Here is a 24,980-nt window from a genome sequence, read left to right as displayed (position 1 = left end):
CGCACGGCTAGGCTTGACAGATGGGTCTATTCAGAAAACTTATAAAACAGGCTGCCCCTGCATCTCACCCCATGGAGGCAGAACCGGCATCGGACGCCCGCGCCGCCACCCCTTTCAGTATTTCTGATGTCGACGTTACAAAAAACGTCAAGATTGCAGACCTCGATAAGGGCCGAGGCGCGCTTTCAATTCCTCCGAGTGTTCAACCATCAGATGGTCCTCTGGGGAAAGAGCTTCCTTACCGTATAGATACGACTGGTTATCGGGCACAGATGAAGAACGTTCGCCCCGGTCAGGAGTTATTGCTGACCATGAACCTTCGGAAGCCGGAGCAGGTCTATCCACAGATAGAGGTTTTCTTGAAGGAAAACTGCATCGGCATTCTGGAGGTATTCCGGGCGGAACTTTTCGCACCGGCAGTCACGCTCGCAGAAACGTATGGCGTCAACCTCACGATGGGAGGAATCACCGAAACGCACCGTGGGCGGGTTGAGCCCTTTATCTATCTTCCCAACCCGCAGGTGCTTTTCAACACTCTCAAAGAGGGCATCGAAACCGCTAGGAACACCCATGACAACAATCCCGCCGGTTAGTTCTGGTGAGGCTCCGAGGATCCCGACGTAGTCGGACCACGTGCAGACTATGTCCCTGCCAACGCCACCCTTCGCAGAGCGTGCGGATTACTCAACACCCGGCCGCAGCAGGGGCAGCAGGGTATCGATAACCCCCGGATCTTCAATGGTGGACGGCACTGTGTAGGCATCGCCGTCGGCGATCTGGCGCATGGTCTTGCGCAGGATCTTGCCCGAACGGGTCTTGGGCAGTGCCTCGACCACCTGAACGTCCTTGAAGTCCGCCACCGGCCCGATGGACTGGCGCACCAGCTTCACCAGGTCCGTGCGCAGCTCCTCCACGCCAATGTCAGAGCCGGCCTTCAGCACCACATAGCCGCACGGCCGCTGCCCCTTCAAAGAATCAGCCACCCCGATCACGGCACACTCGGCGACCGCGGGATGCGTGGCCACGATCTGCTCCATCGCGCCGGTGGACAGCCGATGTCCGGAGACGTTGATGACATCGTCCGTGCGGCCCATGATGAACACGTAGCCGTCCTCATCCACGTAGCCGGAGTCTCCGGTGGTGTAGCAGCCCTCGAAGATTTCCAAGTAGGAGGACCGGAACCGGTCATCGCTGCCCCACAGCGTGGTGAGCGTTCCCGGCGGCAGCGGCAGCCGCAGCACAATGTTGCCCTCCTCGCCGGCCGGAACCTCCGCGCCGTTGCCATCCACGATCGCCAGGGAAAACCCGGGCACCGGAACCGTCGCGGAGCCGGCCTTGATCGGCATCTGCTCCAGCCCCAGTGGGTTGGCGCAGATCGCCCAGCCGGTCTCGGTCTGCCACCAGTGGTCCACCACCGGCACATCCAGCGCACGCCCGGCCCAGGTAAAGGTCTCCGGGTCCAGCCGCTCCCCCGCAACAAACAGGGTCCGCAGCCGGGAGAGATCGTAGTCGGCCATCAGGGCGGCATCCGGGTCTGCCTTGCGGATCGCCCGCAGCGCAGTGGGGGCCGTGAACAGGACATCCACCCGGTGCTGGTCCGCCACGCGCCAGAAGGCCCCGGCGTCCGGCGTGCCCACCGGTTTGCCCTCATAAAGAACGGTGGTGGCCCCGGCGATCAGCGGCGCGTACACAATGTAGGAGTGCCCCACCACCCAGCCCACGTCCGAGGCGGTCCACATCACCTGGCCTGGACCGATGTCGTAAATGTTGCGCATGGACCAGGCCAGTGCGACGGCGTGGGAACCGTTGTCGCGGACAACCCCTTTGGGTGCGCCGGTGGTGCCCGACGTGTACAGGATGTAAAGCGGATCCGTCGCAGCCACGGAGACCGGACCTGCGGGGGAAGCAACTGCAGCGAGCGCGTCCCAGTCATGCCAGGCGGTGCCGTGGGCGCCGTCGTACTCCTGGGCGGTGTGGCTAAACCCGTCGCGTTCGGCAACCACCACGTGGTTGACCCGGTGGGTCGCAGCGTCGAGCGCATCAGCCACGTTGGGCAGGTATTCCACCGTACGTTTGGGCTCCACGCCGCCGCTGGCCGTAACGACGACGGCGGGCCGGGCATCGTCAATGCGGGCCGCCAGCTCCTTCGGGGCAAAGCCGCCAAAGACCACTGAATGGATGGCTCCCAGCCGGGCTGCGGCGAGCATGGCGATCACGGCCTGCGGAATCATGGGCAGATAGATGATGACCCGGTCCCCTGCCTCCACTCCGAGCCCGCGGAGCACACCCGCGAAGGTCTCAACCTCGGCCAGGAGCTGGCTGTAGGTATAGGTGCGGGTAGTACCGAGCATCGCCGAGTCATAGATCAGGGCATCAGCGTTTCCCCTGCCGGCGGCCACATGACGGTCAAGGGCGTTGTAGCTGGTATTGAGGTGGCCGTCCGGGAACCAGCGGTACAGCGGAGCACCCGACTCGTCCAGGGCCCGCTGCGGCGCGGTGTCCCATTCCACCAGCGACGCGGCTTCCAGCCAAAAGGCTTCAGGATCGCTGAGGCTGCGCGCGTAGGACGATGCGTAGCCGCCGTCCGCGCCCCCTGCGGCTGAACCGGCTGCGGTGTTCGGTGCTTCGTTTCCTGCATCCAGGCCAGAGCTCATGAATCCTCCTCGATTCGCAATGTGATACCGATCACCCTAGGGCAGGTGGACGCCCGGCACCAACTGAGCTGTGTATACATGACACAAAGCGAAGTCAGGCCAGCTAGCAGTTTTTGCACCAGGAACCCGATCTTGTGTATACACTGATGAGGTACATCACATTCAGAACAGTCCAGTCCCGCCGGCTGGCCACACGCGTAAAGGAGCGCCAATGAGGGCAAGCGACCGCGCCTACCGGGCGCTCCGCGAAGACATCGTGACCGGCAGGCTCCTGCCGGGAACTGTCCTGGGCGAAGTTGAGCAGTCTCAGCGCCTGGGAATTTCCCGCACGCCGCTGCGCGAAGCACTGAGCCGGCTGACAGCGGACGGCCTGGCCGCACCGCACAACGGCCGCGGCGTCGTCGTCACGAAGATTTCACCCGAGACCGTCACAGAGCTGTTCGAGCTCCGCCAGGCGCTGGAATGCAAGGCGGCCTCGCTCGCCGCCACCCGCGGAGAACCCGAGCTCTTCACCGCCCTGCGCCGGGACTTCGAGCAGGCAGCGGACCTCATCGTGCAGGAAACCGGGCAGGATCCGTCCCGCTCGGCCTACTACGCCCTGGTGGCCCGGCTGGATGAGGCCATTGATACCGCCGCTGCCAACGCCTACCTTGCCCAGGCTCTTGCCAATGTTCGGCTGCACCTGGCCAGGGTCCGGCGGCTGGCCAAGGACAATCCTGAACGGCTGCTCGCCACCGCCGGCGAACATGCCACCATTGCCGCCGCCATCGCCTCCCGGGATCCGGCGCTGGCTGCCGCCGCTACCTCGGTCCACCTGCACAAGTCGCTGGAACACTTCCTTGCGGCTGCCGGTCCGCCCGGCTAAGCGCCGTTCCAGGCGCCCCAACACCTCACGACTGCATCACCGACAAACGCTCCGCCACATTCGTTCCCAGAACATCCCCGAAAGGACACATAATGAATCTCCACAAAGTGCGGGTCCACCGCAGCGATGAGAACCTTGCCCGCGAAGACCAGCTGGCCTACAAGATCGCCGAGGTCGCCGCTGACCCCGTTGCCGTCACTGACGAGGTCACGGACATGGTCATCAACCGCATCATCGACAACGCCTCGGTGGCCATCGCTTCCCTGAACCGCGGGCCCATCGTCGCCGCCCGCGCCCAGGCGCTGTCCTTCTCCCCCTCCGCCCACGGCAAGGGCTCGGCCGTCTTCGGCGTCGAGCAGAAGACCTCCCCGGAGTGGGCCGCCTGGGCCAACGGCGTTGCCGTTCGCGAACTCGATTACCACGACACCTTCCTGGCTGCCGAGTACTCCCACCCCGGTGACAACATCCCGCCGCTGCTCGCCGTCGCGCAGCACACCGGTGCCTCCGGCGCCGACCTGATCCGCGGCATTGCCACCGGCTACGAAATCCAGGTGGACCTGGTCAAGGCCATCTGCCTGCACAAGCACAAGATCGACCACGTAGCCCACCTCGGCCCGTCCGCAGCCGCCGGCATCGGCACCCTGCTGGGCCTCGACGTCGACACCATCTTCCAGGCTGTTGGCCAGGCACTGCACACCACCACCGCCACCCGGCAGTCCCGCAAGGGCGAAATCTCCACCTGGAAGGCGCACGCTCCGGCGTTTGCCGGCAAGATGGCCGTTGAAGCCGTGGACCGTGCCATGCGCGGACAGACCTCCCCCACCCCGATCTACGAGGGTGAAGACGGTGTCATCGCCTGGATGCTGGACGGCCCCGACGCCGCCTACGAGGTTCCGCTGCCCGAGGCCGGCGAAGCCAAGCGCGCCATCCTGGACACGTACACCAAGGAACACTCCGCGGAGTACCAGGCCCAGGCCTGGATTGACCTGGCCCGCAAGATCCACCGCGAACACCCGGAGGCAGCCGACGCCTCACAGGTGGCCAGCGTGCTGATCGCCACCTCGCACCACACCCACTACGTGATCGGCTCCGGCGCCAACGATCCGCAGAAGTACGATCCCACGGCCTCACGCGAGACCCTGGACCACTCCATTCCGTACATCTTCACCGTTGCCCTGCAGGACGGCTCCTGGCACCATGTGGACTCCTACGCCCCCGAGCGTGCCGGCCGCGCCGACACCGTGGAGCTGTGGAACAAGGTCACCACCGTGGAGGATCCGGAATGGACCCGCCGCTACCACTCGCTGGACATCAATGAAAAGGCGTTCGGCGGCAAGGTCACCATCGTCCTGAACGACGGCACCGAGATCACCGACGAAATCGCCGTCGCCGATGCGCACCCGCTGGGCGCCAAGCCGTTTGCCCGCGAACAGTACATCAACAAGTTCCGCACCCTGGCCGCCGGCCTGGTCTCCGAAGAGGAGATTGAGCGGTTCCTGACCACCGTCCAGCGCCTGCCCGAACTGGCTGCAGGCGAGCTGGACCAGCTGAACATCACCGCAGCCGAGGGCGTCATTGACCCGGCCAACGCCCCGAAGGGACTCTTCTAAATGCTGTACTCCTCCGTAACTCCCGAAGCCAAGCGCATTGCCTTCCGCGAAGGCCTCGCTTCCGGCACGCTCCAGCAGTTCCCGGGAGCGTTCAACCCGCTCTCTGCCCGCCTGATCGAGGAAAAGGGTTTCGACGGCGTCTACATCTCCGGCGCGGTCCTCGCCAATGACCTCGGCCTGCCGGACATCGGCCTGACCACCCTGACCGAGGTGGCCACCCGCGCCGGGCAGATCGCCCGGATGACGGACCTGCCCGCCATCGTGGATGCCGACACCGGTTTCGGCGAGCCGATGAACGTGGCACGCTCCATCCAGGAACTCGAGAACGCCGGCCTGGCGGGCTGCCACATCGAAGACCAGTTCAACCCGAAGCGCTGCGGCCACCTGGACGGCAAGAACGTCGTGGACCTGGACACCGCCACCAAGCGGATCCGGGCCGCTGCGGACGCACGCCGCGATCCTAACTTCCTGATCATGGCGCGCACCGACATCCGCGCCGTCGACGGCCTTGAAGCGGCGCAGGACCGGGCCCGTGCCCTCGTGGACGCCGGAGCGGACGCCATCTTCCCCGAGGCCATGAAGACGCTGGAAGAGTTCGCCGCCATGCGCGACGCCGTGGACGTGCCGATCCTGGCCAACATGACCGAGTTCGGCAAGAGCGACCTGTTCAGCTACGACGAGCTGGCCTCGGTGGGCGTGAACATGGTCATCTATCCGGTGACCCTGCTGCGCAGCGCCATGGGGGCCGCGGAACGCACGCTGGAGACCATCAAGGCCAAGGGCACTCAGCAGGATGACGTGCCCAACATGCTGACGCGTGCACGTTTGTACGATCTGGTGGATTATGAAGCCTACAACCACTTCGACACCTCGGTCTTCAACTTCCAGATTCCGGGCAAGCACTAGCTTTTTCCTGCCGGAATCCCCCCGCAACACCACCGCGACAAAGGAGTCTTTCGTAATGTCAGATGATCAGATCCACAAGGGACTGGCGGGTGTCCTCGTTGACACGACCAAAATTTCCAAGGTCAACCCGGAAACCAACTCGCTGCTGTACCGCGGGTATCCGGTGCAGGAACTGGCTGCCCACTGCAGCTTCGAAGAGGTTGCCTACCTGCTCTGGAACGGCGAGCTGCCTACTGCGGATCAGCTGGCCGAGTTCACCTCGGGCGAGCGGGCGCAGCGCGCCCTCACCCCGGAGCTGAAGGCCGTCATCGATGCCCTGCCGACCACGTGCCATCCCATGGACGTGTGCCGCACCGCGGCATCCGTGCTGGGTGCATCGCATGAGCTGGCCGAGGATTCCTCGGTGCAGGCCAACATGGAGAAGTCCGTGAGCCTTTTCGCTGCCATGCCTGCAGTGGTGGCCTATGACCAGCGCCGCCGCCGCGGGCAGGACGTAGTGGAGCCCCGCGACGATCTGGACTATTCGGCGAACTTCCTCTGGATGACGTTCGGCGAGGAAGCCGCTCCCGAGGTCGTGGAGGCGTTCAACGTTTCGATGATCCTGTACGCGGAGCACTCCTTCAATGCCTCCACGTTCACCGGCCGCGTGATCACATCCACGCTTTCGGACCTGCACTCGGCTGTGACCGGCGCGATCGGCGCACTCAAGGGCCCGCTGCATGGCGGTGCCAATGAGGCCGTGATGCACACGTTCGAGGAGATCACCGCCAGTGCCGGGGAAGGCGACGTCGCGGCTCATGCCGCCGGCTGGCTGGACACCGCCCTGGCGGAGAAGAAGAAGATCATGGGCTTCGGCCACCGCGTGTACAAGAACGGCGACTCGCGCGTGCCCACTATGAAAGCCTCCATGGACAAGATGGTCAAGCATTACGACCGGGCGGACCTGGGCGAGCTGTACGCGGCGCTGGAGTCGGCCATGGGTGAACGGAAGAACATCCTGCCGAACCTGGATTATCCGGCCGGGCCGGTTTACCACATGATGGGTTTTGACACGCCCACCTTCACGCCGCTGTTCGTGGCCGCCCGGATCACCGGGTGGACGGCGCACATCATGGAGCAGCTGGAAGCCAACTCCCTGATCCGTCCGCTCAGCGCCTATGACGGGCCTGAGGAACGGCATGTAGGCTAAGCAGCCGACAAGACAGCACGCCAAGCGCCCGCTGCAGGGATTCCTGCAGCGGGCGCTTGCGTAGTGAGGTTCTCCGGTCCGTATACACTTCCTGCTAACCCGGAAGGACAGACCGTGACGCGCATTCCTGCACTGGCTTTGATTCTCGCTGCTGCCGTTGTTTCCGTTGTCTCCTGCAGCACCGGTGCCGATGAGCCGCAGACGACGCCGGAGCCCGCAAATGCGTGGGCCGATGAGGTTTATCAGCTGCAGCAGGAGATCACGTCCGAACGCGGTGACGGGGACTTCACGGAGACCCGCATGGGCGGAGGCGCTGTTTCCGCCGGCGAGGAGACGAGCCTGAAATTCCATCCCATAGTTTCAGGACCGATAGCAGCGAGCTTCCTCTGCGACACCGGAACCGTCTCCCTCTCGATAACCGGAGGGCCCCGCACCACCATAGAATGCGGGCAGGTCCAGACCTTCAGCGGCGTGCAACCCTATGAGTTCGACGCCGGGCTCATGGTCACCGTCGGATCCGAACAGGACGCCCGCTGGGCGGTGGAGTTCAGGAGCGGAGACTAGGTCAGCGGAGGTTCCGCGGCGAAGATCCGCGCGGAGACATCCTGATGCGCCAGCCGGGCAAAGCGGTCAGGAAAAGACCACGCCGGCAACGCTCTCATTGTCCTGCGCCAGGGTGACGACGACGTCGAAGTACCGTCCGGCGAGGACCTCCGGCATCCAGTGGGCCGAGTCCGGCCACATCTGCGCATAGGGCACCTCTCCCACCCGGTACCAGGCGGGAATGATTTCCGGCGACGTCGCCGGCTCCCCTACCCAGCTCCGGGTCCGGTAGACGATGGTGGACATGTCCCACTCCGGGCGGGCCGGGAACACGAACTCGATTGTTCCGGCGAGTTCCAGGTCTCCTTGATTCACTGTGACACCGGATTCCTCGAACACCTCGCGCACCGCGGCTTGGGCAGGGGTTTCCCCCGCTTCCACGTGGCCGCCAAGGGTCACGATCCGGCCGATGCCGAAACCCGTCTGCTTTAGGCCCATCAACACTTCGGCACCGTGCTCCGGGGTGTCGCGCATCAGGAAGCACAGGACCACCGGCACAGCCCGGGAAGGTTGTACCGGAGCGTTGCCGCCCGGCCCGGAATTGCCCACGGCGTCGTTCATCTCGTCATTCACAGTGCCCTGGGGTGCGCGGCGGCGTAAACCTCGCGCAGGGTTTCGGCTGTCACCAGCGTGTACACCTGGGTGGTGGTCACCGACGCGTGCCCCAGCAGCTCCTGGACCACACGGACATCGGCCCCGCCTTCCAGCAGGTGGGTGGCGAACGAGTGCCGCAGAGTGTGCGGAGAAACGTCCCTGCCGATCTGTGCCTTTTCCGCTGCGTTCTTGAGAATGGTCCAGGCACTCTGCCGGCTGAGGCGGCCGCCGCGGGCGTTCAGGAACAGCGCGGGGGTGCCCTTGCCCTTCACTGATGCGGCGGGCCGGCCGCGGACCAGATACTCGTCCAGGGCACGGGCAGCGTAGGAGCCCAGCGGCACCAGACGCTCCCTGGATCCTTTGCCGAACAACCGCACGACGTCGGGACCGTTGGCCGGGATCCGTTCCAGCGACAAGTCATCGATATCCAGGCCGACGGCCTCGCTGATGCGTGCTCCGGTGGAGTAGAGGAATTCCAGCAGGGCACGGTCGCGCAGCCCGGTGGGCGTTTCGGTGGAAACTGCCTCCAGGATCCGCGTGACTTCGTTGACGCTGATGGCCTTGGGCAGACGCTTGCCTGGCAGCGGCGGATGCACGTCCGCCGCCGGGTCCGCCGTGGTGAGCCCTTCCAGCGCCCAGAACTTATGCAGCCCGCGGACAGCAACCACGGTGCGTGCCGCCGACCGGACGCTCAGGGCGGAGGCGCCGTCGGAGCCTTCGACGATGGACTGCGCGAAGGCAGTGACATCGTGCCGTGAGATGCGGGCGACGTCCTCCACCCCGCGGGAGGCCAGGAAGCGGGCATAGCGGAGCAAATCGCGGCGGTAGGCATCCAGGGTGTTGACTGCCAGTCCGCGCTCCACGGCCATGTGCTGCAGGTAGCCGCCAATTGCACGGCCGACGGCGGTGGCGCGCAGTTCGTCAGCGGCGGACGGACCCTTGGGAACTGGAGTTTTCTTGGGTGCGGCGGTGTTCTTCGCAGTCGGTGGCGCTGTTTCGGCAGCCGTGCCGCCGGCAGTCTTTGCCTCCGTTGCGGTTCCGGCTGTCTCCGTTGCGGTTCCGGCTGCCTTCGCCGCGGCTTCGCCGTCCGCCTTATCCTGGGCCAGTGCCGCCCGCAGAAGTTCGGCGGGTGAGTCCAGCTTCAGTGTGGCGTTGATGGAGGAGAAGTCGAAAACGACTGTGTCGTTGAGCTGCGCAGCAGACGGCGGTTGGAACGGCGAAGCAGTGCCGGCTGGTACCGGCGCAGGAGGGTGTCCGCCTGCAGGGAGATCGGAGGCGGCCATGGCAGTGTCCTAAGAAGAAACGGGGCCCTGCGGCCAGGTGGAGTGCTGGGAGTGGTGCTCCGGCCAGGGAGCATCGGCAGGGCGCAGGTTCGCAAAACCGGAGGGACGGGCTGCCGCAGCGGCCAGGACACCGGCTACGGCCGAGGGGCTGTGGAGGCGGCCGTCCAACGCCGCCTGGACGGCGTCGTCGAGGTCCACCCACATGGTGCGGATTTCTGCTTCCTCGTGGGTGCGCTCGTGCCGGTCCGCTTCGGGAACCTCGGTGATGCCGCGCGCCAGGTAAATGCGCAGGGCCTCGCGGGAGGAGCCGGGCGAGAGGAAGAGGTCCGTGAGGACATTCCACTGGCTGGCTTCAATATCGGCTTCTTCGGCCAGTTCCCGGGCTGCCCCCACCTGGAAGTCTTCGCCGTCAATGTCCAGCAGACCGGCGGGGATTTCCCAAAGGGTCATCCGCACCGGGTGCCGGTACTGGTTAATCAGCAGCACCTGGCCGGCGTCGTTCATGGCCAGGATGGCCACCGCGCCCGGGTGGCGGATGTAGTCGCGGACCAGGGGTTCGCCGTCGGCGGTCAGCTGGAACTTCTCGCTGACCACGTCCCAGACCCGCCCGGTGTATTCCACGGAGGAACTCAGCAGGCGGCGGGGACTCTGTTCGTCGGCGAACCCTCTGGTCTCGCTCATGGGGTTGTTAGCCCTTTCCGTTCTGGTGTGCCAGAGCGGCCTTCACTAGACCGGCGAAGAGCGGGTGCGGGCGCGTGGGACGGGAGCTGAGCTCCGGGTGCGCCTGCGTGGAGACGTAGTACGGGTGCACGTCCGCCGGAAGTTCAACAAACTCCACCAGTCCGCCGTCAACCGTGGTGCCGGAGAAGGACAGGCCTGCCTCGGCGATCTGGTCGCGGTACTGGTTGTTGACCTCGTACCGGTGGCGGTGGCGTTCGGCCACTGCAGTCTTGCCGTAGGTCTTGGCCACAACCGAACCCTCTTCGAGTTTGGCATCCCACAGACCCAGGCGCATGGTGCCGCCCATGTCACCCTCACCGGAGACAATGTGCTTCTGCTCCGCCATGGTGGCGATGACCGGGAACTTGGTGTCCGGCTCGAACTCCGAGGAGGACGCGCCTTCCAGCCCAACCACATTGCGGGCGTATTCGATGACCATGCACTGCAGGCCAAGGCACAGGCCCAGCGTGGGGAGTTTGTTTTCCCGGGCGTAGGTCAGTGCTCCGAGCTTGCCTTCAAGTCCGCGGATGCCGAAGCCGCCGGGAACACAGATGGCGTCGACGTCGGCCAGGGCCTCTGCGGCGCCTTCGGGCGTTGCGCACTCATCGGAGGGAACCCACCGGATGTTGACCTTGGTCTTATTGGCGAAGCCGCCGGCGCGCAGGGCTTCGGTCACAGAGAGGTAGGCGTCCGGCAGGTCCACGTACTTGCCGACCAGGGCAATGTTCACGTGGTGCCTGGGGTTGTGGACAGCTTCGAGGAGCTTGTCCCACTTGGTCCAGTTGACGTCCTTGAACTTCAGGTCCAGGTGCTGGACGATGTACGCGTCCAGGCCCTGGGAGTGAAGGGTCTTGGGGATGTCGTAGATGCTCGGGGCGTCCGGGCATCCGATCACGGCATCGACATCGACGTCGCACATGCGGCCGATCTTGTTGCGCATGGCGTCCGGCACCGGGCGGTCCGAGCGGATGACGATGGCGTCCGGCTGGATACCGATGGACCGCAGGGCAGCCACGGAGTGCTGGGTCGGCTTGGTCTTCAGTTCCTGGGACGGGCCGATGTACGGCACGAGGGAAACGTGCAGGAAGAAGACGTTGTTGCGGCCGATGTCCTGGCGCACCTGGCGTGCGGCCTCCAGGAAGGGCTGGGACTCGATGTCGCCAACCGTGCCGCCGATTTCGGTGATGATGACGTCGGGGGTCTTCTTCGCCTCGGAGGGCAGGCGCATCCGGCGCTTGATCTCGTCGGTAATGTGCGGAATGACCTGAACGGTGTCACCGAGGTATTCGCCGCGGCGTTCCTTGGCGATAACGGTGGAGTAGACCTGACCGGTCGTGACGTTGGCGGAGCCGTCGAGGCTCTCGTCAAGGAACCGCTCGTAGTGTCCGATGTCGAGGTCAGTCTCGGCACCGTCGTCGGTCACGAAGACTTCGCCGTGCTGGAAGGGGTTCATTGTGCCCGGATCCACATTGAGATAGGGATCGAGCTTCTGCATGGTCACCGCTATGCCGCGCGACCTCAACAGATGGCCGAGACTTGACGCTGTCAGTCCCTTACCGAGTGAGGACGCCACGCCACCGGTGACGAAGATGTGTTTGGTCGTAGAAGACGACTTGGGAAACCTGGAATTTGATCGCTGCACCACGGAGTTCGAGCCTATCACCTTTTGTAGTTCTGAGTTTGTCGTCATGGAATTCTTCCTGCGGCACTGGACTACTGACGCGGCGGATGTCCCGCCGCTGCCAGGAGTTCGACGGCGTGTGCCCGGGCGGACTCGGAGTCCTCCTGGCCTGCAAGCATCCTGGCAAGTTCCTTGATCCGCTCTGCATCGTCCAGAACGGTAACGTCACTGGCGGTTACGCCTGTTCCATCTTCCCCCATTGCGGACATCTTAATCACGCGGATGTGATGGTCGGCAAACGCGGCCACCTGCGGAAGGTGGGTGACCACAATCACCTGCACGTGCTTCGCGAGCATGGCCAGCCGGCGCCCGATTTCGACAGCCGCCTTTCCGCCGACCCCGGAGTCCACTTCATCGAAAATGAAGGTGGGAACGGGGTCCACTTCGGCCAGCACCACTTCGATGGCCAGCATGACGCGGGAGAGCTCACCGCCGGAGGCGCCCTTGCCCAGCGGCCGGGCCGGGGCACCGGGATGCGGCTGCAGGAGGAAGGAGATGCTGTCCGCCCCGTGCATACTCAGCTCATCCACCGCAGTGACCTCGATGACCAGGTTGGCATCGGCCATGGCCAGGGCGGACAGCTCGTCGCTGACCCGCTGTGCCAGGTCAGCAGCGGCTTCGGTCCGCAGCTTGGTCAGGTCAGCTGCCGCTGACGTGAGTCCGGCCTGCAGATCGGTGATTTCCGCTTCCAGCGCTTCGATCCGGCTGCCGTCGTCGCCAAGCTCCGCCAACCGGGCACGGCTGGTCTCGGCCCATTCCAGGACTTCGTCCACGGACGGAGCAAATTTGCGGAGCAGCGCGGAGATTTCAGCCCGGCGGGTTTCCACTTCAGCCAGCCGTTCCGGGCCTTCCCCGTCCAGGGAGGCACTGTAGCTGGCCAGCTCAGCGGCTATGTCGGTCAGGATGTAGCCAACCTCGGCCAGCCGTTTGGCTGAGTCCGCCAGTGCCGGGTCGTGTTCGCCGGCCAGCTCAAGCTGGCGTTTCGCTGCATCCACGAGGGAGGTGGCATCGGACCCGTCGGAGAAGTCACCGGCGATCAGAGCCTGATGTGCACCCACGGCGGCGGTGCGCAGCTCTTCAAAGTTGTTGAGCCGGGTTGCCTCGGCCTTCAGGGTTTCGTCTTCCCCCGGCAGCAGTTCCAGGGCATCGATTTCCTCCAGTGAAGCCGAAAGGTACTCCGCTTCCCGCAGGCGCTCACGGGCCTGGTTGCGCAGATCGGCCAATTCGGTGACCGCAGCGCGCCAGCGCGTGTAATCCGCCTGGTAGGACGACAGCAGGGACGCCAGCACCGGACCGGCGTACTTGTCGAGTGCCTCCCGCTGGGCCGCTGTGCTCTTGAGCCGGAGCTGGTCCGACTGCCCGTGCACCGCCACCAGATGCTGGCCCACTTCGGCAAGGACGCCCACCGGAGCGGACCGTCCTCCTACGTGTGCACGGCTGCGGCCCGCCGCGTTGACGGTTCGGGCGAGCATCAGCTCGGTGACGCCGTCGTACGTTTCCAGTTCAGCGCCTGCCTCCTCCGCCCGGGTGACGGCGGCATTTTCCGGCGGAAGCCGGACCACAGCTTCCGCAAGGGCAGCCTTTGCTCCGGTGCGCACGGCTCCGGCGTCGGTCCGTGCACCCAGCAGCATCCCCAGGGCCGTAATGACCATGGTCTTACCGGCACCGGTTTCGCCTGTGACCACGGTGAATCCCGGCCCTAGTTCCAGCGTGGCGTCCGTGATGACGCCGAGGTCCCGGATTCGGATTTCTTCAATCATGCCGGTCCTCCGCTGTCTGCCGTGTGCCGTGAAATTTCCACGCTGTCCGAAAGGTCCCCCGGGCTGCCGACCGGGCCGCGCCAGCCTTGGGTGGGAAGCTGGAACTTGCGCACCAGGCGTTCCGAGAACGGTGTTGAGTGGGTACGGGCAAGCCGCACCGGAATGGCGGAGCGGGTCACTTCCACCCGCGCTCCCGGCGGCAGTTCCACGCTGCGCCGGCCGTCGCACCAGAGCACTCCCGCAGCATCTGTGCGGGTCAGGACCTCCACGGCAAGAATGGACGCAGGGGCGACTACGAGCGGCCGGGAAAACAGTGCATGTGCGCTGATGGGCGCGATCAGGAGCGCTTCCACCTCGGGCCACACCACGGGGCCGCCGGCGGAGAAGGAATATGCTGTGGAGCCCGTGGGAGTAGCCAGGACCACACCGTCGCAGCCAAAGGAGCTGATGGGTCGGGCATCGACCTCCACCACTACCTCGAGCATCCGCTGCCGGTCGGCCTTTTCTATGGCGGCCTCGTTCAGCGCCCAGGTGTGGGCAATCAGCTGATTCTCGAACCAGACTTTGACGTCGATGGTCATCCGCTCTTCAACGGTGTAGGCCCGCTCGACCACCCAGTGCACGGTCTGTGCAAGATCGGCGCGTTCGCTTTCGGCCAGGAAGCCCACGTGGCCCAGGTTCACGCCCAGCAGCGGGACGTTCGTATCGCGAACCAGTTCTGCGGCACGCAGGATGGTGCCGTCCCCTCCCAGGACCATGCCCAGATCCACACCGTCAAGGGCAACGTCTTCGTCGAGGATTTCAGTGGGTGCGGTCAGGACGCCGTAAACCGACTGGATATCTTCCAGGTCCTTGCGCCGCATGACCGGAATCAATCCGGAAGTGTGGAGCTGGGTGCACGCTTCCTGGGCGGCAGCCATGGCAGCCTGCCGGCCGGTATGGGCCAGCACGAGTATCCGTCTGCTCATGTGCGTATCGTCCTGTTCCGCCCCCGAGGGAGCTGATTGGAATTCCGTCAGTCTTCGGCGGGGCGTTCCCCGTCTGCAAACCGATCAGCCGGCTTACTTCCGGCTCCATCAAACCTGTCAAAGGCCTCATCCACCAAACGCCGGGCGGTTCCCTGTGCATTCGCGGGCGGCTCCGCAACCGATGTTCCAGGTGCTGGCACCTGCAGCCACAGGAAAAACTCAACGTTGCCGTTCTGGCCAGGCAGCGGGCTGGGCGCCAGGCCGCCAATACGGAGGTTCGCCGTCAGGGCAGACTCCACCACCCGTGCCACTGCCATTCGGTGCTTCTGGGGGTCGAGAACAACCCCCGCCTTCTCCAGCTTCTCACGGCCCACTTCAAACTGCGGCTTGACCATCAGCAGCAGGTTTCCTCCCGGGCGCGTCGCTTTCGCCAGGGCAGGCACCACCATGGTCAGGGAGATAAAGGAGAGGTCGGCCACCGTCAGGTCCACCGGTCCCCCGATGTCCTCCGGATCCAGGTACCGCACATTCATGCCTTCATGCACATCAACGCGCGGGTCCCGGCGCAGCACCTCCACCAGCTGATCGTGCCCGACGTCGACGGCCACCACGCGAGCTGCGCCTCCCCGCAGCAGGACATCAGTGAAACCACCTGTCGAAGCACCGGCGTCCAGGCAGCGAAGTCCCGCGGGCTGCACCTGCGGGAAAGCGACAAGCGCGCCTGCGAGTTTGTGTCCGGCGCGACTGACATAGTCTGGGACGCCGTCGTCGAGCACTGACAGGGTGTCCTCATCTGAGACGGAAGCCGACGCCTTGCCGAGAACGGCGCCCGCCCGGGAAACCCGGCCGGCAGCAATGAGTTTGGCGGCGTGGGTCCGGGAACGTGCCAATCCCCTGGTTACCAGTTCCTGGTCAAGTCTTGCCACGTTCTAGCGCTCCTCTGAAAGATCGGCGTTCAGCTGGGCCAGGAGACCGTCGTGAAGCGCTGTATACACGGCAAGGTGTTCGGTGGTGGGCATTGCCGGGACGTCCCTAACAGCTGCCAGGGCGGCATCAACCGCCGGATCCTGCGTGGTCACCAAAACGGAAGGCCAGGAGCCGGCGGCACCCGCCGACTCTGTCCTTGTGTTCTCCATCTGGCTGTCATCCATCCGGCGTTTGCCCATCCCTTGTCCAACGTTTCGAATCCAGCCTATCCGCCGGCAGTGACAGTCCAGCTGAGCACCGGAGCAGTCGCATTCTCCTCGTGAGGACGGGCGTTCCACCATGCGGCGCAGGCTGCACGCCAGCTATCCAAATCGGTGCTGTCGCCCGTGATTTCCACGGTGTTCCCGTTGACTCTGGCAACGGCAGTACCGCAGCGGCTAACGCCGTCGGCCGTTTCAATCTCGGGGTACGGCCGGTAGAGCGCGTCGAGGTTTTCGACCAGATACGTCGGCCTCTCCTGCGTGCGGGCTGCCAGCGCCGTCTGAGGTGTGTCAACGCCGGTAAGCACCATTGCCGTCGCGAATCCGGCGTTGTTGCCGCCCAAGATGTCAGTGTCCAGCCGGTCGCCAACCACCAAAGGCGCCTTGGCATTCAGGTGGCGTGCCGCTGTCAGGAACAGCGGAGCCTCGGGCTTTCCCGCCACCAGGGGGGTCCTGCCCGTTGCTGCAGCGACGGCGGCCACGAGGGTTCCGTTGCCGGGAGCGATCCCCCGGGCCTGCGGAATGGACATATCAGTGTTGGTGGCAACCCAGACAGCGCCGCGGCCGACGGCGAAGGCCGCCTCCGCGAGATCTTTCCAGCCAAGTGCGGGATCAAAGCCCTGGATGACGGCGTCGGGGCGGTCATCAGCGGAAAGCACCGGGACCAGACCCTGTTCGCGCACCTGCTCGGCAAGCCAGGCGCTTCCGGTTACCAGGACCGTTGCGCCGGCCGGAACGGAAGCTGCCAGCAGCTCCGCACCGGCCTGCGCGGAGCCGAACACGGTCTCCGCTGTTGCCGGCGCCCCCAGCTCGCGCAGATGCGCGGCCACGGTTTCGGAGGAACGCGAGGCATTGTTGGTGACGTAGGCGAGCTGCACACCCACGCCGTCGAGACGCTGCAGCGCCTCGACGGCCCCTTCAATGGCATGCGGACCCGCGTAGACGACGCCGTCCAAGTCCGAGAGGACGGCGTCGTATCCGGCAATCAGCGAATTGTCCGCCATGGTGTTACGAGCGGTCCTCGTCGACGTCACCGGCAGGTGCGTCGGCGGAGAATTCCTCGTTGTCATTGCCGTCGTCGTGCTGTTCGACGGTGTTGTCGTCGTCCTCTTCCTCAGCTTCGAGGACGCCGATCACGCCTTCCTGGTCATCGGAAGGCAACGTGTCGACGTCGTCCGTCAGGTCCAGGTCGCCGTTGGCATCTGCCGGCTCGGTTTCAACCGGAGCAGCGAAGGGGGTGTCCGAACGCTCAGCACCGCGGTGATCGTCGCGGCTTTCACGGTCCTCGCGGCCGCGGCGCGGCTTCTCCGGCTTTTCCTCTTCGTCGTCGAGGTCGTAGATGTCCGGCTCAGCGAACTCCCCGATACCCAGTGCCTTTTCGGCCAGCAGCGCACGGTTGCGCCACTGCTCGGCTTCTTCGTTGCGGTCTGCCAGCTCGAGGGCGTCAGCATAGGCACGGAAGAGGCGGGGGCTGAAGGAGAACGCACGGTTCTTGTCCAGCTGCGGGATTTCCAGTGCGGTCACGGCCGCGTCGTACTGCTCCATGTCCATCCGTGCACCCGATGCCACGATGGCCATGTCCACCTGGCCTGCTGTGTCCAGTTCCTTCGCCTCGTCCGAACGTGCAATGTCCAGGGCGCGGTCCGCACGGCCGAGGCCGCGTTCGCAGTCGGCCATCATGGCCAGGTAGGCATTGGAGCCACTGATGCGGCGGTAGGTCCGGAATTCGCGCAGGGCTTCCGCAAAGTTCTCCGAAGCGTACGCCGTGAGGGCTACTGCCTCACGGACTGCCGCCATGCGTCCGCCGCGGCGGCTGGCAGCCAGCGCATGCTGGAAGGCCAGCTCAGGGTCGATGTCGATCAGGCGGCCGGCCATGACCAGGTGCTTGGAGACCCACTCGCCGTTGACTTCTTCCAGGACACGCAGCTGGGCGCGGGTGACCTTGTCCAGTTCCTGTCCTGTGACATCGTCATCGATCTCGGGGGAACGCTCACGGTCGGGGCGGTTGGCGCTGCGCAGGTCGCGGGCGTTGTGCTTGTGCTCAACAACCAGTGCATCCTCGCCCCGGGCCGGCCGGTCCTTCGAGAAGGACGGCTTACGGTCGCCACGGTCGCCGAACGACGGCTTACGATCGTTGTCGCGTGCCGGACGACGGTCATCTCCGCCACGGGCCGGGCGGTCACCGAACGAAGGCTTACGGTCGCCACGGTCACCGAAGGACTTGCGCTCACCATCACGCGGCGGACGACGATCGTCACCACCGAACGACGGCTTACGGTCACCGCGGTCCCCGAAGGACGGCTTACGGTCGTTGTCGCGAGCCGGACGGCGGTCATCTCCGCCGCGGGCAGGACGGTCACCGAACGAAGGCTTACGGTCGCCACGGTCACCGAAGGACTTGCGCTCACCATCACGCGGCGGACGACGATCGTCACCACCGAACGACGGCTTGCGATCACCGCGGTCACCGAAGGACGGCTTACGGTCGTTGTCGCGAGCCGGACGGCGGTCATCTCCGCCACGGGCAGGACGGTCGCCGAAGGACGGCTTACGGTCGCCGCGGTCCCCGAATGCCGGCTTACGGTCGTTATCGCGTGCCGGACGGCGGTCATCTCCGCCACGGGCAGGACGGTCGCCGAAGGACGGCTTACGGTCGCCGCGGTCCCCGAATGCCGGCTTACGGTCGTTATCGCGTGCCGGACGTCGATCGTCGTCACCGCGGGCAGGGCGGTCCCCGAAGGACGGCTTGCGATCCTTTGAGTAAGGCTTGCGTTCTGAGGACGCGCCGCGATCACCAAAGGACTTCCGCTCACCGTCACGCGCAGGCCTGCCGCCGAAGGACGGCTTGCGGTCTTCGAAACGCTTAGGAGCATTCCGGTCGTTGGTGGCGGGACGTCCGCGGTCATCCCGCTTATCTGACGAGCTGCTGCTGTGGGCGGCGTTGCTTCCGGCGCCGCGCTGATCCCTGTTATTTTGCTCTGACATGCTCGTGAGTTCCTCTCGTCGTGAGCCGACCAACGGAATTTACTGCAGTCGCTCGTCACTATGGATATATAAAAGTCGGTTAGAAAGTTTGGGGGCCTAAAGAGGCACAGTCTGATTCTAGTCCAGGTACGTTCCGGGATGGACATCCCTTACCGTGAAGCGCTGCAGGGAATAGGTGAGTCTTCCCACCTCCCGGCCCACGACAGCAGCGATCTGGGCCCACGCGGGGCCTGTTAAACAGTTGAGGCCCGTACCAAAATGTACGGGCCTCAACCTCTCAACCGAAATATTGTCCGGCGGTGACCTACTCTCCCACACCCTCCCGGATGCAGTACCATCGGCGCAGTGGGTCTTAGCTTCCGGGTTCGGAATGGGACCGGGCGTTTCCCCCACGCTATGACCGCCGTAACCCTACCACCCACACCACCAGCCAAACTGCTCCTGGTGGAGGGGAAAACAATGGGTCACAACCAAACACTCAAACAACAGTGCCTGTCATGAAAAAGTATCCACGCGTAAGAATGAACACTTCCTTAATTCTACGGCATCCCACCACCCATCACAGGTGATCGAATACCGGTTCCACGGTGACAAACCACACACGGGTTTGTTATCCGGGAACCACATAGTGGACGCAAGCAGCATGATCAACACAATCCTTCTTTGGCGGGAACGTTTGAAGTCGTTTCCTGCCCAGACTGTGGTGTGGTGTAAGTTATCGGCCTATTAGTACCGGTCAGCTTCACGGGTCTTTAGTCCCCGCTTCCACATCCGGCCTATCAACCCAGTGGTCTGGCTGGGGGCCTCTCACACACAAGGTGTATGGAAATCTCATCTCGAAGCGGGCTTCCCGCTTAGATGCTTTCAGCGGTTATCCCATCCGAACGTAGCTAATCAGCGGTGCACTTGGCAGTACAACTGACACACCAGAGGTTCGTCCGTCCCGGTCCTCTCGTACTAAGGACAGCCCTTCTCAAATTTCCTGCGCGCGCAGCGGATAGGGACCGAACTGTCTCACGACGTTCTAAACCCAGCTCGCGTACCGCTTTAATGGGCGAACAGCCCAACCCTTGGGACCTACTCCAGCCCCAGGATGCGACGAGCCGACATCGAGGTGCCAAACCATGCCGTCGATATGGACTCTTGGGCAAGATCAGCCTGTTATCCCCGAGGTACCTTTTATCCGTTGAGCGACGGCCATTCCACAATGTACCGCCGGATCACTAGTCCCGACTTTCGTCCCTGCTCGAGATGTCTCTCTCACAGTCAAGCTCCCTTGTGCACTTACACTCGCCACCTGATTGCCAACCAGGCTGAGGGAACCTTTGGGCGCCTCCGTTACTCTTTAGGAGGCAACCGCCCCAGTTAAACTACCCATCAGGCACTGTCCCTGACCCGGATTACGGGCCGAAGTTAGATATCCAGTATGACCAGAGTGGTATTTCAACGATGACTCCACCCGAACTGGCGTCCGGGTCTCACAGTCTCCCACCTATCCTACACAAGCCACACCGAACACCAATACCAAACTATAGTAAAGGTCTCGGGGTCTTTCCGTCCTGCTGCGCGTAACGAGCATCTTTACTCGTACTGCAATTTCGCCGAGTTTATGGTTGAGACAGCGGGGAAGTCGTTACTCCATTCGTGCAGGTCGGAACTTACCCGACAAGGAATTTCGCTACCTTAGGATGGTTATAGTTACCACCGCCGTTTACTGGGGCTTAAATTCCCAGCTTCGCCCGTAAGGGCTAACCGGTCCTCTTAACCTTCCAGCACCGGGCAGGAGTCAGTCCGTATACATCGTCTTGCGACTTCGCACGGACCTGTGTTTTTAGTAAACAGTCGCTTCCCCCTGGTCTCTGCGGCCCCGATCCCCTCCGGACAGCAAGTGTCCATCAAGGTTGGGGCCCCCCTTCTCCCGAAGTTACGGGGGCATTTTGCCGAGTTCCTTAACCATAATTCTCTCGATCGCCTTAGTATTCTCTACCTGATCACCTGTGTCGGTTTGGGGTACGGGCGGCTAAAACCTCGCGCCGATGCTTTTCTAGGCAGCATAGGATCACCGGATTCCCACCAAAGTGGGTCCCGTCAGATCTCAGGTGCGTCATTCAAGACACAGTGACGGATTTACCTATCACTGACCCTACATCCTTAGACCAGGACAACCATCGCCCGGCCCGGCTACCTTCCTGCGTCACACCTGTTAATACGCTTACCTCCCGGGATCAGGTCCCGCGCTCCACCAAAAACCGTGTCGCCACAAGGGCTAACGGTCAGGTATTGGGCGGTTAGTATCCCCCGATCAGTATTGGCGGTTTTTCGCCGGTACGGGAATATCAACCCGTTGTCCATCGACTACGCCTGTCGGCCTCGCCTTAGGTCCCGACTTACCCAGGGCAGATTAGCTTGACCCTGGAACCCTTGATCATTCGGCGGACGGGTTTCTCACCCGTCTTTCGCTACTCATGCCTGCATTCTCACTCGTGTAGGCTCCACCGCTGGTTTACACCGCGACTTCACTGCCCACACGACGCTCCCCTACCCATCCAAACGCTTGAACGAAAATGGATAAACCATCCGCTTGGCTAATATTTGAATGCCACAACTTCGGCGGTGTACTTGAGCCCCGCTACATTGTCGGCGCGGAATCACTTGACCAGTGAGCTATTACGCACTCTTTCAAGGATGGCTGCTTCTAAGCCAACCTCCTGGTTGTCTGAGCAACTCCACATCCTTTCCCACTTAGCACACGCTTAGGGGCCTTAGTTGGTGGTCTGGGCTGTTTCCCTCTCGACTATGAAGCTTATCCCCCACAGTCTCACTGCTGCGCTCTCACTTACCGGCATTCGGAGTTTGGCTGACGTCAGTAACCTTGTAGGGCCCATTAGCCATCCAGTAGCTCTACCTCCGGTAAGAAACACGCAACGCTGCACCTAAATGCATTTCGGGGAGAACCAGCTATCACGGAGTTTGATTGGCCTTTCACCCCTACCCACAGCTCATCCCCTCCATTTTCAACTGAAGTGGGTTCGGTCCTCCACGCGCTCTTACACGCGCTTCAACCTGGCCATGGGTAGATCACTCCGCTTCGGGTCTAGATCACGCCACTGCATCGCCCTGTTCAGACTCGCTTTCGCTACGGCTTCCCCTCACGGGTTAACCTCGCGACGTAACACTAACTCGCAGGCTCATTCTTCAAAAGGCACGCTGTCACAAGCACAACACCACAAGTGGCATTGCCCTGCTCCAACGGATTGTAGGCACACGGTTTCAGGTACTGTTTCACTCCCCTCCCGGGGTACTTTTCACCTTTCCCTCACGGTACTTGTCCGCTATCGGTCATCAGGGAGTATTTAGGCTTACCAGGTGGTCCTGGCAGATTCGCACGGGATTTCTCGGGCCCCGTGCTACTTGGGATCCTCTCCAAGCGGCAGCATACATTCCGGTTACGGGGCTAACACCCTCTACGGCCGGGCTTTCAAACCCGTTCACCTATGCATCTGCACTCACTTCACCAATCCGGCAGAATCGGTACGGAAAGTCCCGCAACCCCAGTGATGCAACGCCCGCCGGCTATCACACACCACTGGTTTAGCCTCTTCCGCGTTCGCTCGCCACTACTAACGGAATCACTGTTGTTTTCTCTTCCTGTGGGTACTGAGATGTTTCACTTCCCCACGTTCCCTCCACGCACCCTATGTGTTCAGATGCGGGTCACCCGGTCACTCGCGCGCCGGGCGGGGTTTCCCCATTCGGACATCCTGGGATCAACGCTCGGTTATCAACTCCCCCAGGCTTATCGCAGATTCCTACGTCCTTCTTCGGCTCCTGATGCCAAGGCATCCACCGTGTGCCCTTAAAAACTTGACCACAAAGATCAATAAATATTATCGCTATCGAGAAAACCATGGAGGCCGGTAAAAACCGGTCACCAGGTTTATCTGAAATTGCACTTAATAATTTTAAGATGCTCGCGTCCACTATGTAGTTCTCAAACAACAACCCCGTCACACCCCGCCACCACCACGTATTCACCGTGACGGTCTTGGGCCTGCGCAGGAACAATCAGAAACAACACGAACCCGTGTCCCTTCCAACCCCTCCAATGAAGGCTTGAAATTCTTCGGTCCTGTTATTTCAGGACCCAACAGTGTGCCAAACGGAAAAACCCGGTACTTGAAGACACCGGCAGCGTTTCCAGTCCTCCCCGAAGGAAGAACGTACTGTGCTGCCGGGCTCAACGCCGGGCACCTGCCTATTGATATTCCACCCTTGAGCACCCACCGGAAAACATATGTTTCCGATATGGGCATCTCCTGCAAAGCCCGCATCCAACACTGTGGAATAACACGAAAAACTTTGAGGTGCTCCTTAGAAAGGAGGTGATCCAGCCGCACCTTCCGGTACGGCTACCTTGTTACGACTTAGTCCCAATCGCCGGTCCCACCTTCGACGGCTCCCTCCCACAAGGGGTTAGGCCACCGGCTTCGGGTGTTACCAACTTTCGTGACTTGACGGGCGGTGTGTACAAGGCCCGGGAACGTATTCACCGCAGCGTTGCTGATCTGCGATTACTAGCGACTCCAACTTCATGAGGTCGAGTTGCAGACCTCAATCCGAACTGAGACCGGCTTTTTGGGATTAGCTCCACCTCACAGTATCGCAACCCTTTGTACCGGCCATTGTAGCATGCGTGAAGCCCAAGACATAAGGGGCATGATGATTTGACGTCGTCCCCACCTTCCTCCGAGTTGACCCCGGCAGTCTCCTATGAGTCCCCGGCATAACCCGCTGGCAACATAGAACGAGGGTTGCGCTCGTTGCGGGACTTAACCCAACATCTCACGACACGAGCTGACGACAACCATGCACCACCTGTAAACCGGCCACAAGTGGGGGACCTGTTTCCAGGCCTTTCCGGTTCATGTCAAGCCTTGGTAAGGTTCTTCGCGTTGCATCGAATTAATCCGCATGCTCCGCCGCTTGTGCGGGCCCCCGTCAATTCCTTTGAGTTTTAGCCTTGCGGCCGTACTCCCCAGGCGGGGCACTTAATGCGTTAGCTACGGCGCGGAAAACGTGGAATGTCCCCCACACCTAGTGCCCAACGTTTACGGCATGGACTACCAGGGTATCTAATCCTGTTCGCTCCCCATGCTTTCGCTCCTCAGCGTCAGTTAATGCCCAGAGACCTGCCTTCGCCATCGGTGTTCCTCCTGATATCTGCGCATTTCACCGCTACACCAGGAATTCCAGTCTCCCCTACATCACTCTAGTCTGCCCGTACCCACTGCAGACCCGGGGTTGAGCCCCGGGCTTTCACAGCAGACGCGACAAACCGCCTACGAGCTCTTTACGCCCAATAATTCCGGATAACGCTTGCGCCCTACGTATTACCGCGGCTGCTGGCACGTAGTTAGCCGGCGCTTCTTCTGCAGGTACCGTCACTTTCGCTTCTTCCCTGCTGAAAGAGGTTTACAACCCGAAGGCCTTCGTCCCTCACGCGGCGTCGCTGCATCAGGCTTTCGCCCATTGTGCAATATTCCCCACTGCTGCCTCCCGTAGGAGTCTGGGCCGTGTCTCAGTCCCAGTGTGGCCGGTCACCCTCTCAGGCCGGCTACCCGTCGTCGCCTTGGTGGGCCATTACCCCAACCAACTAGCTGATAGGCCGCGAGTCCATCCAAAACCGCATCAAGCTTTCCACGGACCCCCATGCGGGAATCCGTCGTATCCGGTATTAGACCCGGTTTCCCAGGCTTATCCCGAAGTTAAGGGCAGGTTACTCACGTGTTACTCACCCGTTCGCCACTAATCATTTTGTGCAAGCACAAAAGTCATCGTTCGACTTGCATGTGTTAAGCACGCCGCCAGCGTTCATCCTGAGCCAGGATCAAACTCTCCGTAAATGTGTTACAGACACAAGACCGGAGCCAAGGAAAATTGGCTGCACAGTCCTGCACTAAATTCGAAACCAGCTA

Annotated in this window: 17 protein-coding genes and 3 rRNA genes; 6 read left to right on the top strand and 14 right to left on the bottom strand. The window is 62.7% G+C overall.

The window, feature by feature from the left end; genetic code table 11:
* The first annotated feature begins 71 nt into the window (after window positions 1–71).
* Window positions 72–593 (top strand): hypothetical protein, encoded by a 522-nt coding sequence (locus KG104_RS06595; RefSeq protein WP_207348656.1) that lies wholly within the window; start codon window positions 72–74, stop codon window positions 591–593.
* Window positions 594–680: 87 nt separating this feature from the next.
* Here KG104_RS06595 and KG104_RS06590 read toward each other — a convergent pair whose 3' ends face one another.
* Window positions 681–2,654 carry an AMP-binding protein gene (locus KG104_RS06590; protein WP_207348657.1) on the bottom strand — a complete coding sequence of 658 codons (1,974 nt, stop codon included), beginning with the start codon at window positions 2,652–2,654 and terminating at the stop codon, window positions 681–683.
* Between the two features lie 211 nt (window positions 2,655–2,865).
* Between KG104_RS06590 and KG104_RS06585 the strand changes: the two genes are divergently transcribed.
* The 5 genes from KG104_RS06585 to KG104_RS06565 all read left to right on the top strand — a co-directional run bounded on the left by KG104_RS06585 (window position 2,866) and on the right by KG104_RS06565 (window position 7,788).
* Complete coding sequence (locus tag KG104_RS06585; RefSeq protein WP_104054751.1) at window positions 2,866–3,519, top strand: GntR family transcriptional regulator; 654 nt, start codon at window positions 2,866–2,868, stop codon at window positions 3,517–3,519.
* A 92-nt stretch (window positions 3,520–3,611) separates the two neighbouring features.
* On the top strand, window positions 3,612–5,129 hold the full coding sequence (locus tag KG104_RS06580) for an MmgE/PrpD family protein (RefSeq protein ID WP_104160729.1): 1,518 nt from the start codon (window positions 3,612–3,614) through the stop codon (window positions 5,127–5,129).
* Window positions 5,130–6,035: a methylisocitrate lyase gene (prpB, locus tag KG104_RS06575; protein ID WP_104054753.1), complete on the top strand. Its 906-nt coding sequence runs from the start codon at window positions 5,130–5,132 to the stop codon at window positions 6,033–6,035. It begins immediately after the preceding gene.
* 55 nt (window positions 6,036–6,090) lie between these two features.
* Window positions 6,091–7,224, top strand: coding sequence for a bifunctional 2-methylcitrate synthase/citrate synthase (locus KG104_RS06570; protein ID WP_207348658.1), 1,134 nt, complete (start codon window positions 6,091–6,093; stop codon window positions 7,222–7,224).
* A 114-nt stretch (window positions 7,225–7,338) separates the two neighbouring features.
* A complete protein-coding gene (locus tag KG104_RS06565; RefSeq protein WP_207348659.1) occupies window positions 7,339–7,788 on the top strand; it encodes a hypothetical protein in 450 nt (149 codons plus the stop codon).
* A 66-nt stretch (window positions 7,789–7,854) separates the two neighbouring features.
* Here the strand turns inward: KG104_RS06565 and KG104_RS06560 are convergent, their stop codons facing one another.
* The 13 genes from KG104_RS06560 to KG104_RS06500 form a co-directional block, all read right to left on the bottom strand.
* The gene (locus KG104_RS06560; RefSeq protein ID WP_307859016.1) at window positions 7,855–8,400 is read right to left on the bottom strand and encodes an 8-oxo-dGTP diphosphatase; all 546 of its coding nucleotides are present in this window, start codon (window positions 8,398–8,400) and stop codon (window positions 7,855–7,857) included.
* Entirely contained in the window at window positions 8,397–9,338 is a 942-nt protein-coding gene (xerD, locus tag KG104_RS06555; RefSeq protein WP_207348663.1) for a site-specific tyrosine recombinase XerD, read from the bottom strand. The genes KG104_RS06560 and xerD overlap by 4 nt, the downstream gene beginning before the upstream one ends.
* Window positions 9,339–9,713: 375 nt before the next feature.
* A complete protein-coding gene (locus tag KG104_RS06550) occupies window positions 9,714–10,385 on the bottom strand; it encodes an NUDIX domain-containing protein (protein WP_104054757.1) in 672 nt (223 codons plus the stop codon).
* Window positions 10,386–10,392: 7 nt separating this feature from the next.
* Window positions 10,393–12,087: a CTP synthase gene (locus KG104_RS06545; protein ID WP_104054758.1), complete on the bottom strand. Its 1,695-nt coding sequence runs from the start codon at window positions 12,085–12,087 to the stop codon at window positions 10,393–10,395.
* A 50-nt stretch (window positions 12,088–12,137) separates the two neighbouring features.
* Complete coding sequence (gene recN / locus KG104_RS06540) at window positions 12,138–13,865, bottom strand: DNA repair protein RecN (RefSeq protein WP_104160726.1); 1,728 nt, start codon at window positions 13,863–13,865, stop codon at window positions 12,138–12,140.
* Window positions 13,862–14,833, bottom strand: a complete 972-nt coding sequence (locus KG104_RS06535; RefSeq protein ID WP_104102902.1) for an NAD kinase — start codon at window positions 14,831–14,833, stop codon at window positions 13,862–13,864. The genes recN and KG104_RS06535 overlap by 4 nt, the downstream gene beginning before the upstream one ends.
* A gap of 47 nt (window positions 14,834–14,880) precedes the next feature.
* Window positions 14,881–15,759: a TlyA family RNA methyltransferase gene (locus KG104_RS06530; protein ID WP_104160725.1), complete on the bottom strand. Its 879-nt coding sequence runs from the start codon at window positions 15,757–15,759 to the stop codon at window positions 14,881–14,883.
* Between the two features lie 3 nt (window positions 15,760–15,762).
* A complete protein-coding gene (locus KG104_RS06525; protein ID WP_207348660.1) occupies window positions 15,763–15,969 on the bottom strand; it encodes a hypothetical protein in 207 nt (68 codons plus the stop codon).
* A 56-nt stretch (window positions 15,970–16,025) separates the two neighbouring features.
* Entirely contained in the window at window positions 16,026–17,024 is a 999-nt protein-coding gene (locus KG104_RS06520; protein WP_207348661.1) for an HAD-IIA family hydrolase, read from the bottom strand.
* A 4-nt stretch (window positions 17,025–17,028) separates the two neighbouring features.
* Window positions 17,029–19,005: a hypothetical protein gene (locus tag KG104_RS18035; protein WP_237687316.1), complete on the bottom strand. Its 1,977-nt coding sequence runs from the start codon at window positions 19,003–19,005 to the stop codon at window positions 17,029–17,031.
* A 291-nt stretch (window positions 19,006–19,296) separates the two neighbouring features.
* Window positions 19,297–19,413: ribosomal RNA gene (rrf, locus tag KG104_RS06510) — 5S ribosomal RNA — on the bottom strand.
* A 297-nt stretch (window positions 19,414–19,710) separates the two neighbouring features.
* Window positions 19,711–22,875 (bottom strand): 23S ribosomal RNA (locus tag KG104_RS06505).
* Window positions 22,876–23,380: 505 nt separating this feature from the next.
* A 16S ribosomal RNA gene (locus KG104_RS06500) occupies window positions 23,381–24,908 on the bottom strand.
* The 16S, 23S and 5S rRNA genes sit together here, the layout of an rRNA operon.
* Window positions 24,909–24,980 lie beyond the last annotated feature (72 nt).

It is taken from the genome of Arthrobacter sunyaminii (assembly GCF_018866305.1).
Classification (GTDB): Bacteria; Actinomycetota; Actinomycetes; order Actinomycetales; family Micrococcaceae; genus Arthrobacter_B; species Arthrobacter_B sunyaminii.
Note: the sequence above shows the minus strand (reverse complement) of the source record. Positions and strands in the feature narration are given on the sequence as shown.

Bases quoted from the DNA above. Each gene is read 5' to 3' on its own strand.
- KG104_RS06580 (WP_104160729.1), top strand. From the start codon at position 3,612: ATGAATCTCCACAAAGTGCGGGTCCACCGCAGCGATGAGAACCTTGCC.
- KG104_RS06520 (WP_207348661.1), bottom strand. From the start codon at position 17,024: ATGGCGGACAATTCGCTGATTGCCGGATACGACGCCGTCCTCTCGGAC.
- KG104_RS06570 (WP_207348658.1), top strand. From the start codon at position 6,091: ATGTCAGATGATCAGATCCACAAGGGACTGGCGGGTGTCCTCGTTGAC.
- KG104_RS18035 (WP_237687316.1), bottom strand. From the start codon at position 19,005: ATGTCAGAGCAAAATAACAGGGATCAGCGCGGCGCCGGAAGCAACGCC.
- prpB (WP_104054753.1), top strand. From the start codon at position 5,130: ATGCTGTACTCCTCCGTAACTCCCGAAGCCAAGCGCATTGCCTTCCGC.
- recN (WP_104160726.1), bottom strand. From the start codon at position 13,865: ATGATTGAAGAAATCCGAATCCGGGACCTCGGCGTCATCACGGACGCC.
- KG104_RS06585 (WP_104054751.1), top strand. From the start codon at position 2,866: ATGAGGGCAAGCGACCGCGCCTACCGGGCGCTCCGCGAAGACATCGTG.
- KG104_RS06535 (WP_104102902.1), bottom strand. From the start codon at position 14,833: ATGAGCAGACGGATACTCGTGCTGGCCCATACCGGCCGGCAGGCTGCC.
- KG104_RS06550 (WP_104054757.1), bottom strand. From the start codon at position 10,385: ATGAGCGAGACCAGAGGGTTCGCCGACGAACAGAGTCCCCGCCGCCTG.
- KG104_RS06590 (WP_207348657.1), bottom strand. From the start codon at position 2,654: ATGAGCTCTGGCCTGGATGCAGGAAACGAAGCACCGAACACCGCAGCC.
- KG104_RS06595 (WP_207348656.1), top strand. From the start codon at position 72: ATGGAGGCAGAACCGGCATCGGACGCCCGCGCCGCCACCCCTTTCAGT.
- KG104_RS06525 (WP_207348660.1), bottom strand. From the start codon at position 15,969: ATGGAGAACACAAGGACAGAGTCGGCGGGTGCCGCCGGCTCCTGGCCT.